Here is a 13318-nt window from a genome sequence, read left to right on the forward strand (position 1 = left end):
TGAAATCGAACTTGTGTTCGTTTTTATAATATCATACGTTTTACATTTCATTCAACTATTTACTTCACTATTTTCAAAATTATTTTGAAGGAAGCTCCATCTCTTGTTTTCTAAGTTCAATACGGCGAATTTTTCCGGAAATCGTTTTTGGTAGTTCATCTACAAATTCAATTTTGCGAGGGTATTTATATGGTGCAGTCAATTCTTTGACGTGTTGTTGGAGCACTGGAATTAATGTTTCTTCGTTCTTGTCTATATTCTCTCTTAATACGATAAATGCCTTCACGACACTTCCGCGAATTTCATCAGGGCTTGCGACAACCGCACATTCTCTTACATATGGATGTTTTACAAGTGCATCTTCTACTTCAAACGGTCCGATTGTATAACCAGAGCTAATAATAATATCATCTCCGCGACCTTCAAACCAGAAATAGCCGTCTTCATCTTTTTTCGCTTTATCACCGGTAATATAATAATCACCGCGGAATTGCATAGCTGTGCGCTCATCGTCTTTATAATATTGTTTAAAGAGTGCTGGTGTTTCAATGTGAACCGCAATATCACCAACCTCTCCTACCTGTACTGGAACTCCTTCCTCATTTACGATATCAACATGGTTTCCTGGCGTCGGTTTTCCCATTGATCCTGGTCTAATGTCCATCCCTTTCATTATACCAACAAGTAACGTGTTTTCCGTTTGCCCATAGCCATCTCTTACTGTAATATCAAAATGCCTTTGGAACGTTCCAATGACTTCCCTGTTTAACGGCTCACCTGCTGATACAGCGCTATGTAACGCTTCTAAATTGTACTCACTTAAGTTGTCTACCTTTGCCATTAATCTATACTCAGTCGGCGTACAACAAAGCACATTCACCTTATTATCATCTAATAAATTTAAATATGTTTTTGGTTCAAACTTACCGTGATATACAAATCCTGTTGCGCCTGAACCGAGAGTCGCTAAAAACGGGCTCCAAATCCACTTTTGCCAACCTGGACTAGCCGTTGCCCATACAACATCATTTTCTTCAATTCCGAGCCAGTTTGGAGCGCTTGTACGTAAATGAGCGTATGCCCATGCATGCGTATGAACAACTCCTTTTGGATTTCCTGTCGTCCCTGACGTATAAGATAAAAAGACCATATCTTCTTTATCTGTCTTCGCCATTTCTAACATATCACTTTCCGTTTCTAATGCTGTTTTTAAATTCGTCCATCCATCTACTGATCGCTCGCTCAGGACGAATTTTTGAAGCGATTCCATCGCCTCTACCTCGTCAAATTGTCCAATATACGGTTCGTAGCTTACGATCGCCTTTACTTCTCCGTGCCCAATACGATACTCAATATCTTTTTTACGCAACATTTCTGAGCTTGGAATAACGACAAATCCTGCTTTAATCGCAGCAATATACGTCATGTAAGCTTCAATTAAGCGCGGCATCATAATAAGAAGCTTGTCCCCTTTTTGTAAGCCACTTTTTATAAAAGCGTTTCCAATTCTATTCGCACCTTGCATTAATTCAAAATATGTAACCTCTCGTCTATTTCCTTTATCATCTTGCCAAATTAAAGAAAGCTTCTCTTTATCCTTCGTATATTTCTCTATTTCCGAAACTAAATTATAAGACGGTGGCGCCAACAATTCCTCTCTCTTCATATAATATCCTCCTTTATTTCTATGCCTCTCTTATATAATAAAGAATTTTCAGTAAATTTTGAACCCTCTTCTTTTGACAAATTTTTTACGCCCATGTCGAAATGAATTTATAACGACGCAAACAACAAAAAGAAAGAGCGGGAGAACCCGCTCTTTCTAAGCCATCGTATATGGGATTATTTTTGGTAACCGCCTAATTGTTGCTCAGCTAGTGAAACTAGACGTTTAGTAATTTCGCCACCAACAGATCCGTTAGCGCGAGATGTTGCATCAGCTCCAAGTTGAACACCAAACTCTTGAGCGATTTCGTATTTCATTTGATCTAATGCTGCTTGAGCACCAGATACTGCTAATTTATTTGTGCTTGCCATGTTGTATCACCTCCTTGTGAGTATAGAGTGTGATAAACAACATGACTTCATGCACATCTGAATGTGGTAATTTATGGGTTTAGAAAAGTTCTTCGAATTTTTCTTCTTCAGCCACTACTTCTACTGTTTGTAATACCATTGTTTCTTTGTTCGCTACAGCCTCTTCAATTAACGGCGCGAAATCGTACTTCGCTTCAAAACGATTTGCTTTCTCACGCTTCGGTTTCGTCGATGGACTTGCTGGTGTAAATACTGTACAGCAGTCTTCATATGGACGAATTGAAATATCATACGTTCCAATTTCTTTTGCAATTTTAATAATTTCTAATTTATCCATCGTAATAAGCGGACGAATAACAGGATAGTTTGTCACTTCGTTAATCGTATGCATACTATCTAACGTTTGGCTCGCTACTTGTCCAAGACTTTCACCAGTCGTAATTGCAAGTGCATTACGCTCCTCTGCAATACGCTCTGTAATACGCATCATCATACGACGCATAACTGTCATAGAATAGCTAGATGGAATTTCTTTATTAATCGTTTTTTGCACTTCAGTAAATGGAACAAGGTGAAGTGTTACACGTTTACAGTATTTCGTTAACTCTTGTGCTAAATCGATTACTTTTTGTTTCGCGCGCTCGCTTGTGAAAGGTGGACTATGGAAGTGAACTGCTTCCACAGATACGCCGCGTTTCATCGTTAAGTAAGTTGCTACCGGGCTATCGATACCTCCAGAAAGAAGTACCATTACTTTTCCGCCAACGCCAACTGGTAAACCGCCAGCTCCCATGTACTCACCACACATAATATAGCTGTAACCACTGCGAATTTCTATACGTACATTCACATCTGGATTATGAACATCTACTGTGATATCCTCTGTATTTTCTAAAATGTGCCCACCGATTTCTGGAAGTAACTCCATCGTCTTCATTGGGAAGCGCTTATCAGAACGGTGCACTGTAATTTTAAATGTTTTTACATCACCTTTTACTTGTAAGAAAGCTGCTAATGCACCTTTTTTAATATCTTCTAATTCTGATGGTACTTTCATTGCTAAGTTAAACTTATGAATACCAAATACATCTTTCAATCTTTCAGAAATTGCTTCATGGTCTTCACCATTTAACTGAATGTACATACGATCATGTGTTGCATCAATTTTAATGTTTGGGAACTTTTTTAATTTGAATTTCACATTATCTTTTAACGTACTTACAAACTTAGAACGGTTCTTTCCTTTTGTCGTCATCTCTCCATAACGAACTAAAATATATTCATATGTCATCATATTTCTTTACCTCATCACTTCATATAATTTTGGCATTGTCTCTTTAACAATACCTTCAAATTGTTTTACTTCTTCCATCGTGTTGTCCGGTGCTAGACTAATGCGAATCGCACTTGTAACTGCGGCGTGCGGTACTCCCATTGACACTAGTACTCGGCTCACTTCATTTGCTTTTGAAGAACAAGCAGACTTCGTCGATACATATACACCATGCTCTTCTAAAGCATGAACGACTACTTCTGGTTTTAAACCGACAAATGATACATTTAAAATGTGCGGTGCCGCATATTCAAGTGACGTATTAATTGTTACAGCTTCCATCTCTTTAAAGAAACGGACCAGCTCTGTTTGTAAATTTTGCAAATGAACTACCTTTTCTTTCACTTGTTCCATCGTCATACGAAGTGCTTTCACCATCGCTACAATACCAGGTAAATTTTCTGTACCTGAACGATACTTGAGCTCTTGTTGACCACCTGATAAGATTGGATCTAATCTTACACCATCACGTACGTAAAGAAGACCTGTCCCCTTTACGCTATGAAATTTATGTCCAGATATTGAACAAAGGTCAATATGAGAAGCGTATAAATCAAGTGGTACTTTTCCTATCCCTTGTACATGGTCCACGTGGAATCTTACTTTCGGATGGTTCGATAATAATGTTCCAATTTCAGCAACGGGCTGAATCGCTCCAGTCTCGTTGTTCACATGAATAATTGACACAAGAATCGTATCTTCACGAAGCGCTCGTTTTACATCTTCTACCGATACAACACCATGCTCATTAACCGGTAAATATGTTACATCAAAACCGAGATCTTCTAATTGTTTATATGCCTCAAACACAGACGCGTGTTCAATATTTGTTGTAATGATATGTTTGCCGCGCGAACGATTCCTCATCGCTATCCCTTTAATCGCAAGGTTATTCCCTTCCGTTCCACCTGATGTGAAAATAATTTCAGAAGGTTTAACGTGAAGAAGCTGTGCTGCAATCGTTCTCGATTGTGTTAATAGACGCTCTGCCTCTCCTCCAAGCGAATGAATAGAAGAAGGATTACCAAAATATTTCCCAGCAACCGTTACGTACGATTGAAGAGCTTCTGGATATGGCTTCGTCGTCGCACTATTATCAAAATAGATCATCGTTCTTCCCCTTTCAGCGCTATCACATCATATAATCATATCACAAATACGTGTAATTACGCTAAGACTACTCAAAGGTTCCGTTTTTGTATAAAAGTGTACATTTCCCCCCGCCATTTGCAGGCATACTGAGTGGTGAAGATTAATAATCAGTGGTGGATGAAACCCCATCACTTATGGTTTCACTTTATTTTGAAACGAACAACCTTACTGTATTCCGCTATTCATTATAGCAACATCGACTTCAAAATTACACAAAAAAACAAACCCTTTATTAAAGGGTTTGCTCATTGTCTACATATTCAGCTATTTTTTGAACAACACCAGGTTCAAGTTGCTCTAATATAGAAGCCGCTTGTTCTAAAGCTGCATCGTATTGATATTCACGGAATAATTTCTCCGCATAATTTAAGCTTTCTGCAAGATTCTCATCATGACTGCGGTATCGGTTACCGTATTGAATTAGTTTTTCAACTAAATACGCTTGTCCAATTAATTCTTCCGTCATTTCAGATACACCATTCACAACTGTGTAGGCTTCTTCTAAACTGCTATTTACAGTATTCATATTTAACGGCTTTACTTCTAATTGCTCATATACAGCTTGCATCGCCATTTGCCCTTTTTGTAAATCTTCCATGATACTCTCTGGAAGACCTGGTAAGTTCGACTTTTGCATAAAACGTTTCGTCTCAAAAATTGTATTTCGCATTTCTTGTAACTTCTCGCGTGCTTCAAATTCTTCTTTGCGCATCGTTTGCAGCATTTCTTTATATTCTGCATGAAGTACTTTTAAAGTTTCACATTGCTCATAAACCTCTTCTAGTTCCTCACGAATAATAGAGAATGCAATATCTTGTTCAGCAACGCGTATTTGCAACACTTCAAAACGTTTCATTAAAATATGCATTTGCTTTTCAATTACTTTTTGTGACTCAATGTCTTTGTCTTGTAATTGATAACTTTGTTTCACAAGTTGTGTTTCTATTTTCGTTTCAATTGTTTCTGTACGAATTTCTTCTAAATCTTCATAAACAGACAGTGTTTTTTGCTCCACATAATGTTTCGCATGCACTTCTTGTTCAAGTTGATCATAAAAACTGTCTAAACGAGTTTTTAAGTTCTCTACTTTTTCTGCTGCTTCCGTTATATGAAGCTCCTGTATATCCATTAAACATGTTTGTAGTTGTGTCGTCATATCGCGGACTTCTTTAGGAATTTCCAAATACTCTAATACATAGCCTTGTCTTATCATATCATCATGGCCTTGTAATAAATCTTCCAGCTGAACTGGTAATGTCGCTTGACACTCTACCAATAAATCTGGAATTTGATGAATAACGATTTCTAAACTTGCTAAACCTTCTTCTAAACTAATAACAATTTCTCTCGCTTTTAAATAATCACCATTATCTGTTGCCTCTTCAAAAGTTTTGAACTTCTCGGATTCAACATCTAACATCTCTTCAATTTTTTGCTCAGCTGCTCCATACATGTGTCGATGAGCAAGAACGCTCTTTTTCATACTACGATATGTATCACGTAACCCTTCAATTTCCGAGCTATTTTTCTCATGGCTTTCTAACAGTTGCTGTAATTCATTTAAAATATTAGTAATACGATTATCAGCGTCATCTAAACCACTTATGGATTCTTTCATCGCATGCTTTGCTTTGCGGAAGGAGAATTGCGAGGCGAATTTTCGCGCTTGCCCTAAATCTTTTTCAGCTTTCGGAAGAGTTGTTGATACAATTTCATCCCACTCTTCACGCCATTTACCAAACAGTTCTTCTGTTTGACCTGTCATATTTAAATCTTTTACCCGCTTTAGTTCATCTGCCACAGGTTTATCTTTTATCTCTTGTTTCCACTGCTCCAGTGCTTCAATATCTTTATATGAACGATTTCTTATCACAAGCTCTATCATGAGCAGCACTAGAATAGAGCTTACTACAATGATAACGATCGTCAGGATAGAATCCATGCAAAAAAGCCTCCTAGTTATATCTCTTTTTTTGTCCGTTCCGTTTATGAAATGGAAGGCATTATGTATAAAAAGGGAATCCCCTATATTTAACAACTAACAATGTTCTAATCATACCATGTAATGACGTGTTTTTGACCTAGTTTTTTTTAAAATTTCATGTTTCTTTAAATGTAAATGTAATCTTTCTTAAAATTCCGCTTATTCTATTCTCCGCCCTCAAATGAATGCAATAAAGAGCTCTCTTTCATATGAGAGACGAAATAAATCTTTCGCATTAGTGGTGGTTCTACAGAAATCGCACGCACGTTACCTTGCATTACGGCTTGCTGTACAGCTGTTTCTGGAAGCAACGTTATACCAAGTCCAGCTCCTACCATCGCAATCATCGGTTCTGCATAAGATGTTTCAACTGCAATTATTGGCTTCGCGCCCATACATTGAAACACATTCATAATCATTTTCCTTACATCGCATATTTCTGGGTATACAATTAGCTTTTCATTTTGCAACTCTTCCATTTTGATTACCCTTTTCGCTCTATACGGATGATCATTCGAAACAGCACAAACGATTTTTTCTTCCCGTATTTCTTTTATATACGTAGCGCCTTCTACTACTGAATCGATGAACATCGCTTCAATTTTTCGCTCTTTAAATAACTCCATCAATACTTTCGTATGCTCAATTTGCCATTCTATTTCATATGTATCCTCTAATAAGTCTTTACACTTTGATATGTAATGAGCCGCTAAACTCGGTAATATCCCTATTGAAATTTTCCGTTTCTCTTGATATTCCTTCATTTCCGTTTTCACTACATTTATTTGCTCCAAAATCGGTAACATTCTTTTTATAAATAACTCTCCAGCTTTTGTTAATTCTACCCCTTGAGCGGAACGTTTTAATAAAGTAACCTCTAAGTCAGCTTCTAATCTTTGAATTTGTTTACTAAGCGCTGGTTGTGAAATATGTAAAAGCTTACTTGCTTTTGATAAACTTCGCGTATGCTTTACTTCAATAAACGATCGTACTGCCTCCAAATCCATCCTACACACCTCTAACAAAAAGTTATAACTGCCATAAAAAATCGATATTTCCTTCTACAAAGAATTACTCTTTATACTTATTTTATCAACTTACTATAACGAAATAGAAAGGGGAATGATACTCTTGGCAAAAAAACAAATGCTACTCGGATCCATTCTATGCTTACTTGCTGTAACGGCTTGGGGATTTATGTTTCCTGTAATGGCAAATGCCTTGCAATTTATCGATCCGTTCTTCTTCACAACTATCCGATACGGATCAGCAGCTATGATTTTCCTTATTCTGCTCTTAATTATCGAAGGGAAAAATTCTCTCCGCTTAGAAAAAAGAACACTTTCTTTATTCTTTTACGGAACAGTCGGTTTCGCTGGGTATGGATTTCTCATTTTCTATGGACAACAACTTGCTGGGCCTTCCGGAGCGATTCATGCGGCTATGATTCAGTCTCTTATGCCACTTATCGCTCTGTTATTACAATGGATAACAAAAAATCGCCGTCCACAATACTACACATTTCTCTGTATGTTCGTTGCATTACTCGGTGTTATGCTTGTCATTTCAAAAGGAAATATTGACTTATTATTTGGAGCTGCAAGTCACGTATCAACGAATATATTTATGTTATGCGGCGTTACTTGCTGGGTAATTTACACGAATGGCGGTGCTAATTTCAAGTCTTGGTCACCACTTAGATACACAACATTAACTTGTTTATTCGGTTCTATTTCACTCGTTATAATCGTTACTGCATTAACAATCACAAATATAATTTCTGTACCGTCACTGCATACAGTTATGAGCGTTCGTTTTGAACTCTTTTATATGTCGATCGTTGCGGGGGTTATCGCTGTATTTTGCTGGAACACGGGAAATCGATATATTTCATCTATTAACGGCATATTATTTATGAATTTAGTTCCTGTACTTGCACTTATCGGTTCTATGTTTCAAGGTTATACTGTCGATAATATAGAAATTGCCGGCGCCTCATTAACAATTATTGCGCTAGTATGCAACAATTTATGGCAAAGAAAACAAGATATAAAAATCCCCACCTCAGTTCGTTAGGTGGGGATTTTTCACATATGAACAGCTCTTGGCAGTTCATAATACATACTCGCTTTATATAATGTTCGTTCCATCCATTGCTCAATTTCCTTCGTATACATTTCTAAGAAAAACGTCTCAGACGGAAATGAGTGTAGCACCTCTGATATATATTGTGGATATAAAAATGGCATATTCATCATGCCTTTTAATTGCGTCATAAACATTGTAAAAGATACCTTTTTAAATTCTTGCTTCATTTGTCCTTGTTTAATGATTTGCTCTATATAATATCTTTCTCTAGAAAAATAAACGGTCATCACTTCACGAATTAATGTCGTATCAAGCGAAAGCTCTCTATAAAAAAAACGTGTCAGTTCTCTATTATCAAATTGATATCGTAAAATCCGGCGCACCATTTGCACCATCACATCTTTAGCCGATAAATATTCTCTCTGTTCAAATGACGTTTCAATTACGTGAATATATCCTTCTAAAAAATCAGTAATAAGCTGTTCTAATAACCCTTGCTTTCCAGCAAAATAATATGAAATATTCGCTACATTCACATCCGCTCGCTTTGCAATGTCTCGCACTGATGTCCCGTCATAACCTTTCGTATTAAACAACGATATTGCCGCATCAATTACCTTTTGTTTCGTCTGCTTCATGCGCTCACTTCCTCTCAATGAACAGCTATAGTTTAAATTTCTTGACTTTTAAGACAAATTCCTTTAATTTTCTATCGACAAAGTCATGTGAAATACATCGTATTTTGCTATCATTTTACATATCTCGATAAAAAGGGAGTTGTTTCCATGTTTACAAAAGAAAGTTATGCAGGATCTCGTGAAGAGCAATATGAGACACTAATTAAACAACTGGATGCATTATTAACTGGCGAACCGAACGTAGTCGCAAACTTATCAAATGCGTCCGCACTATTAAATCAATTTTTAGATCGCGTTAATTGGGTTGGCTTTTATGTAACAGAAGGAAATCAGCTTGTTCTTGGACCATTCCAAGGAATGCCAGCTTGCGTGCGCATTCCGTTCGGACGCGGTGTTTGCGGCGTTGCAGCTGAAACAAAAACAACGCAACTTGTAGCGGACGTGCACCAATTCCCAGGACATATCGCTTGCGATAGTGCCTCTAATTCTGAAATCGTTGTACCTATTATGAAAGAAGGAAATATCATTGGTGTACTCGATATTGATAGCCCTGAAAAAAATCGTTTCGATGAAGTAGATCAGCACTATTTAGAAAAGTTTGTGGAAACACTCCTAAAACATATTTAAAAAAAGAAAAGAGTGAGCTATCGATTAAGTACGTAACGTACGAAACCGATAGCTCACTCTTTTTTATTGATTACTAACAGTTGATATCCTCTTTAGTGCCTGTTCTAAATCAGAAACGATATCTTCCCATGATTCTAAACCGACAGATAGGCGTATTAAATTATCGAAAATACCCATTTCTTTTCTTAGTTCAGCTGGAATAGCTGCATGCGTCATCGTCGCTGGATGCTGAATTAACGTTTCTGTATCACCTAAACTTACAGCAATTGTAATAAAATGGAGGTCATTGATAAACGACTGTGTTTCCTCTTTTCCACCTTTAATTGAAAAAGAAATAACGCCCCCGCCTCGTTTCATTTGCCGGGATGCTAATTCCCCTTCTGGATACCAAACACCTTCTACCGCTTCATGATTTTTCAAAAACGATACAATTTTTTCCGCATTATCACAATGACGATCCATTCTTACTGCTAATGTTTTTAATCCGCGTAACAATAACCACGCGTCAAACGGCGCCATAATACCGCCTATATCTTTTCGCATCGGACGGATTTTGTCAGCTAACGCTTTCGTTTTACAAATTGTTACACCCGCTACAACATCCCCGTGACCACCAATATATTTTGTCGCACTGTGAACGACGGCGTCACAACCGAGCTCAAGAGGTCTTTGTAAATAAGGTGAACAAAACGTATTATCGACAATAACAAGCAAGTCATTTCGCTTCGCTACCCCGATCACCTTTTCTAAATCAATTAATTTCATCGTTGGATTAATCGGTGTTTCAACGAAAATGAGCTTTGTATTTGGACGAATTTTATTTTCAATATCAGTCTCTGTCTCCATATCACAAAACGAGTGAGTAATCATAAATTTTTCTTCTAATATTTCTAAAAAACCGTAAGTACATCCATATAATCCATTTGAACAAATAATATGATCTCCAGCCTTTAGAAAACCGATTAACGTTGCTGAAATGGCTGCCATACCTGAACCGAATGCCAGCGCTTCCTCTCCACCTTCTAAAACAGCCATACGTTCTTCAAATAATTTCACAGTTGGATTCCCAAGCCTTGAATAAATATAAGATGGATCTTCTCCCGCAAAACTCGCTTCTCCTTGCTGTGCTGTCTCAAACGTAAATGTAGAAGTTTGAAATAAAGGTGGTGTTAAACTCCCTTTATTTTCATTTGATTCATATCCGTGATGAATTAATGCTGTCTCCATATGTTTCTTTTTCATAAAAACATCCCCCTTATGTCTTTATTGCCACATATCCACCAGAAAAAATCTGATGAACGTTTTTACCACATTTTATGTAAGCGTTTCACTTCTGTTTCTATTTCTTCTTTTATATTATTTTAAATTCCTTCTTGCTAATTTCCAAAATTTATCTGCATAAAACAAAAAGGGAGTCGCTTGACGAAATCACAGCTAAAAGATATAATAGCGTTTGTGTAAAATAAAAAGGCAGCCTTGTAATGTGAGTTTATCGTTTGTATTTTGTTCCTCTGCGGAGGTGTATCTCGTAACTCCCTGCTGCTGGAGCGAAGGTACATGAAAACAAAATACCCGTAAATATCGATTACGTCTGTTTTTATTTTACGAAAATAAAAACATTTTTAAAGGAGGAGTCAACTATGGCTCGTTATACAGGTCCAGCATGGAAACTGTCTCGTCGTCTTGGAATCTCTCTAAGCGGCACAGGAAAAGAATTAGAAAAACGCCCTTACGCACCAGGTCCTCACGGTCCTAACCAACGTAAGAAACTTTCAGAATACGGTTTACAATTACAAGAGAAACAAAAACTTCGTCACATGTACGGCATGACTGAGCGTCAATTCCGTCGCACATTTGACCAAGCAGGTAAAATGCCTGGTAAGCACGGCGAAAACTTCATGATCCTTCTTGAAGCTCGTCTTGACAACCTAGTTTACCGCATGGGCTTAGCTCGCACTCGTCGTGCAGCTCGCCAATTAGTAAACCACGGTCACATCACGGTTGATGGAGCTCGCGTAGATATCCCATCTTACCGCGTTAAACCTGGTCAAACTATCAGCGTTCGCGAAAAATCTAACAGCCTTGTTGTTGTTAAAGAAGCGATCGAAGTTAACAACTTCGTACCAGAATACTTAACTTTCGATGCTGATAAGTTAGAAGCTACTTACACTCGTCACGCTGAGCGTCCTGAGTTAGCAGCTGAAATCAACGAAGCATTAATCGTAGAGTTCTACTCTCGTTAATCTCGGTACTCTGCAAAGAGTTGTATTAAAAGCCTTAGGAACCTTGTTTATCAAGGGGCCTGGGCTTTTTTTATTTATATAACTGTCGTATGTATAGTAAGATACTTCAAGGAAGTTTTTTCATGAGTTATGGATAATCGTCCTTGCTTCTCTTTTATTCATTTCAACGATTGGATTCTCTTTAATACTAGCTCCGTTTATTGTGCAGAATTTTATAATCCACCTTCATTACATGCTGTTATACTTATTCCCTTAAACATATAATCATTTCGTTTTCAGACTACTCCTTTTTTCATTACTTCCAAATCATATCTCAATAGAAAAAGCTACCAAAGAAACTAAAACGTTCCCTCTGATAGCCCTTATTTATATATTAAAGTTATTTATTTTCCTCTTTTTGAACATATACATAAGCATCTTTCTGCTCTTTATGTACATCAACCTTAGTATTCTCTGCAAGCTGACCCGCATTTAGCAAAGAAAAAATAATGAGCGCTTCTAGTGACATTTTGTTTTATCACTCCTTTCTATTTGTTATACGTTTATCATACCGCTTACATGTGATTTCCGTATGAACTCGAAAAGGAGATTAAAACAAAAAAGTTGCAGGACTACTAACTGCATTCTATCCCAAAAATAATTTATTAAAGCAAATTATTACGTTATAATAACCAGAAAATGGGAGGGCGCTTCATTTTGACAATAAACCAAATGGTTCAACTAGGCAGTTCGTTTATGCTGTTTATTACTTCAGCTTTGATTAGTTGGTATCAAGGGAGTAATTTAATAGACTATCCCGATGAATGGAAATATAGCGCAAAGTTTACGAATTATTTCAAAGGGACAGTTTTAAATTATGAAGATATTTATCAAATCGATTTCTTTATATATGCAGCAAAGTTTTATCCCGTAGCATTTGTCGTTATGCTAATTAGCTTACTTTATATGTTGGTATTAATTCTTCATATTCTATTTAAAAGAAATCCTGAGGCAATCTAAAGTGAAACTTTAATCAGTGGGGGTTTTGTTCATCCCCCACTGATTATTAGTCTTCACCAATCGGGCGTTTACGGGCAGCCCGACTCCCACCTAACTTCTTTGCTCCAGCTGAATTTTGAGGTGGGAGTCTTACTGCCCGCAAATAGCGGGATAAATTCATACATAAAAACCCCGAATCATAGACTTTTCAGCCTACAATTCGGGGTACAATTTGTTT

At 37.2% G+C, this 13318-nt stretch carries 13 protein-coding genes; 4 read left to right on the top strand and 9 right to left on the bottom strand.

Annotated elements, in window-relative coordinates; all coding sequences use genetic code 11:
• Positions 1 to 79 precede the first annotated feature (79 nt).
• From mbcS to CQZ94_RS20575, 6 genes are all read right to left on the bottom strand, one after another.
• Positions 80 to 1666, bottom strand: a complete 1587-nt coding sequence (mbcS, locus tag CQZ94_RS20550) for an acyl-CoA synthetase MbcS (protein ID WP_105586841.1) — start codon at positions 1664 to 1666, stop codon at positions 80 to 82.
• A gap of 176 nt (positions 1667 to 1842) precedes the next feature.
• Positions 1843 to 2037 carry an alpha/beta-type small acid-soluble spore protein gene (locus CQZ94_RS20555; RefSeq protein ID WP_000168891.1) on the bottom strand — a complete coding sequence of 65 codons (195 nt, stop codon included), beginning with the start codon at positions 2035 to 2037 and terminating at the stop codon, positions 1843 to 1845.
• 79 nt (positions 2038 to 2116) lie between these two features.
• Positions 2117 to 3331 carry a tRNA uracil 4-sulfurtransferase ThiI gene (gene thiI, locus CQZ94_RS20560; protein ID WP_105586842.1) on the bottom strand — a complete coding sequence of 405 codons (1215 nt, stop codon included), beginning with the start codon at positions 3329 to 3331 and terminating at the stop codon, positions 2117 to 2119.
• A 6-nt stretch (positions 3332 to 3337) separates the two neighbouring features.
• Positions 3338 to 4480 (bottom strand): cysteine desulfurase family protein, encoded by a 1143-nt coding sequence (locus tag CQZ94_RS20565; RefSeq protein ID WP_105586843.1) that lies wholly within the window; start codon positions 4478 to 4480, stop codon positions 3338 to 3340.
• A gap of 274 nt (positions 4481 to 4754) precedes the next feature.
• A complete protein-coding gene (gene ezrA / locus CQZ94_RS20570) occupies positions 4755 to 6464 on the bottom strand; it encodes a septation ring formation regulator EzrA (protein WP_105586844.1) in 1710 nt (569 codons plus the stop codon).
• A 206-nt stretch (positions 6465 to 6670) separates the two neighbouring features.
• Positions 6671 to 7513 carry a LysR family transcriptional regulator gene (locus CQZ94_RS20575; protein WP_105586845.1) on the bottom strand — a complete coding sequence of 281 codons (843 nt, stop codon included), beginning with the start codon at positions 7511 to 7513 and terminating at the stop codon, positions 6671 to 6673.
• Between the two features lie 124 nt (positions 7514 to 7637).
• On the opposite strand from CQZ94_RS20575, the gene CQZ94_RS20580 reads away from it, so the two are divergent.
• Positions 7638 to 8582, top strand: coding sequence for a DMT family transporter (locus CQZ94_RS20580; protein ID WP_105586846.1), 945 nt, complete (start codon positions 7638 to 7640; stop codon positions 8580 to 8582).
• 11 nt (positions 8583 to 8593) lie between these two features.
• Here the strand turns inward: CQZ94_RS20580 and refZ are convergent, their stop codons facing one another.
• Positions 8594 to 9232 carry a forespore capture DNA-binding protein RefZ gene (gene refZ, locus CQZ94_RS20585; RefSeq protein ID WP_105586847.1) on the bottom strand — a complete coding sequence of 213 codons (639 nt, stop codon included), beginning with the start codon at positions 9230 to 9232 and terminating at the stop codon, positions 8594 to 8596.
• Positions 9233 to 9379: 147 nt separating this feature from the next.
• On the opposite strand from refZ, the gene CQZ94_RS20590 reads away from it, so the two are divergent.
• Positions 9380 to 9859 carry a GAF domain-containing protein gene (locus CQZ94_RS20590; protein WP_105586848.1) on the top strand — a complete coding sequence of 160 codons (480 nt, stop codon included), beginning with the start codon at positions 9380 to 9382 and terminating at the stop codon, positions 9857 to 9859.
• A 63-nt stretch (positions 9860 to 9922) separates the two neighbouring features.
• On the opposite strand, the gene megL is transcribed toward CQZ94_RS20590, so the two are convergent.
• Positions 9923 to 11101, bottom strand: a complete 1179-nt coding sequence (gene megL / locus CQZ94_RS20595) for a methionine gamma-lyase (RefSeq protein ID WP_105586849.1) — start codon at positions 11099 to 11101, stop codon at positions 9923 to 9925.
• A 398-nt stretch (positions 11102 to 11499) separates the two neighbouring features.
• Between megL and rpsD the strand changes: the two genes are divergently transcribed.
• Complete coding sequence (rpsD, locus tag CQZ94_RS20605) at positions 11500 to 12102, top strand: 30S ribosomal protein S4 (RefSeq protein WP_105586850.1); 603 nt, start codon at positions 11500 to 11502, stop codon at positions 12100 to 12102.
• A 379-nt stretch (positions 12103 to 12481) separates the two neighbouring features.
• On the opposite strand, the gene CQZ94_RS20610 is transcribed toward rpsD, so the two are convergent.
• Positions 12482 to 12610: a hypothetical protein gene (locus tag CQZ94_RS20610; protein ID WP_044737572.1), complete on the bottom strand. Its 129-nt coding sequence runs from the start codon at positions 12608 to 12610 to the stop codon at positions 12482 to 12484.
• A 170-nt stretch (positions 12611 to 12780) separates the two neighbouring features.
• On the opposite strand from CQZ94_RS20610, the gene CQZ94_RS20615 reads away from it, so the two are divergent.
• Complete coding sequence (locus tag CQZ94_RS20615; RefSeq protein WP_105586851.1) at positions 12781 to 13101, top strand: YjdJ family protein; 321 nt, start codon at positions 12781 to 12783, stop codon at positions 13099 to 13101.
• The last annotated feature ends 217 nt before the right edge of the window (positions 13102 to 13318 follow it).

Origin of the sequence: Bacillus sp. MYb209 (assembly GCF_002975175.1) — a bacterium.
GTDB lineage: Bacteria > Bacillota > Bacilli > Bacillales > Bacillaceae_G > Bacillus_A.

What these genes read in the sequence shown, in the direction of transcription:
- CQZ94_RS20555 (WP_000168891.1), bottom strand. Translation starts at nt 2,037, where the DNA reads ATGGCAAGCACAAATAAATTAGCAGTATCTGGTGCTCAAGCAGCATTA.
- refZ (WP_105586847.1), bottom strand. Translation starts at nt 9,232, where the DNA reads ATGAAGCAGACGAAACAAAAGGTAATTGATGCGGCAATATCGTTGTTT.
- mbcS (WP_105586841.1), bottom strand. Translation starts at nt 1,666, where the DNA reads ATGAAGAGAGAGGAATTGTTGGCGCCACCGTCTTATAATTTAGTTTCG.
- megL (WP_105586849.1), bottom strand. Translation starts at nt 11,101, where the DNA reads ATGAAAAAGAAACATATGGAGACAGCATTAATTCATCACGGATATGAA.
- rpsD (WP_105586850.1), top strand. Translation starts at nt 11,500, where the DNA reads ATGGCTCGTTATACAGGTCCAGCATGGAAACTGTCTCGTCGTCTTGGA.
- CQZ94_RS20610 (WP_044737572.1), bottom strand. Translation starts at nt 12,610, where the DNA reads ATGTCACTAGAAGCGCTCATTATTTTTTCTTTGCTAAATGCGGGTCAG.
- CQZ94_RS20590 (WP_105586848.1), top strand. Translation starts at nt 9,380, where the DNA reads ATGTTTACAAAAGAAAGTTATGCAGGATCTCGTGAAGAGCAATATGAG.
- CQZ94_RS20565 (WP_105586843.1), bottom strand. Translation starts at nt 4,480, where the DNA reads ATGATCTATTTTGATAATAGTGCGACGACGAAGCCATATCCAGAAGCT.
- thiI (WP_105586842.1), bottom strand. Translation starts at nt 3,331, where the DNA reads ATGATGACATATGAATATATTTTAGTTCGTTATGGAGAGATGACGACA.
- CQZ94_RS20615 (WP_105586851.1), top strand. Translation starts at nt 12,781, where the DNA reads ATGGGAGGGCGCTTCATTTTGACAATAAACCAAATGGTTCAACTAGGC.
- CQZ94_RS20575 (WP_105586845.1), bottom strand. Translation starts at nt 7,513, where the DNA reads ATGGATTTGGAGGCAGTACGATCGTTTATTGAAGTAAAGCATACGCGA.
- ezrA (WP_105586844.1), bottom strand. Translation starts at nt 6,464, where the DNA reads ATGGATTCTATCCTGACGATCGTTATCATTGTAGTAAGCTCTATTCTA.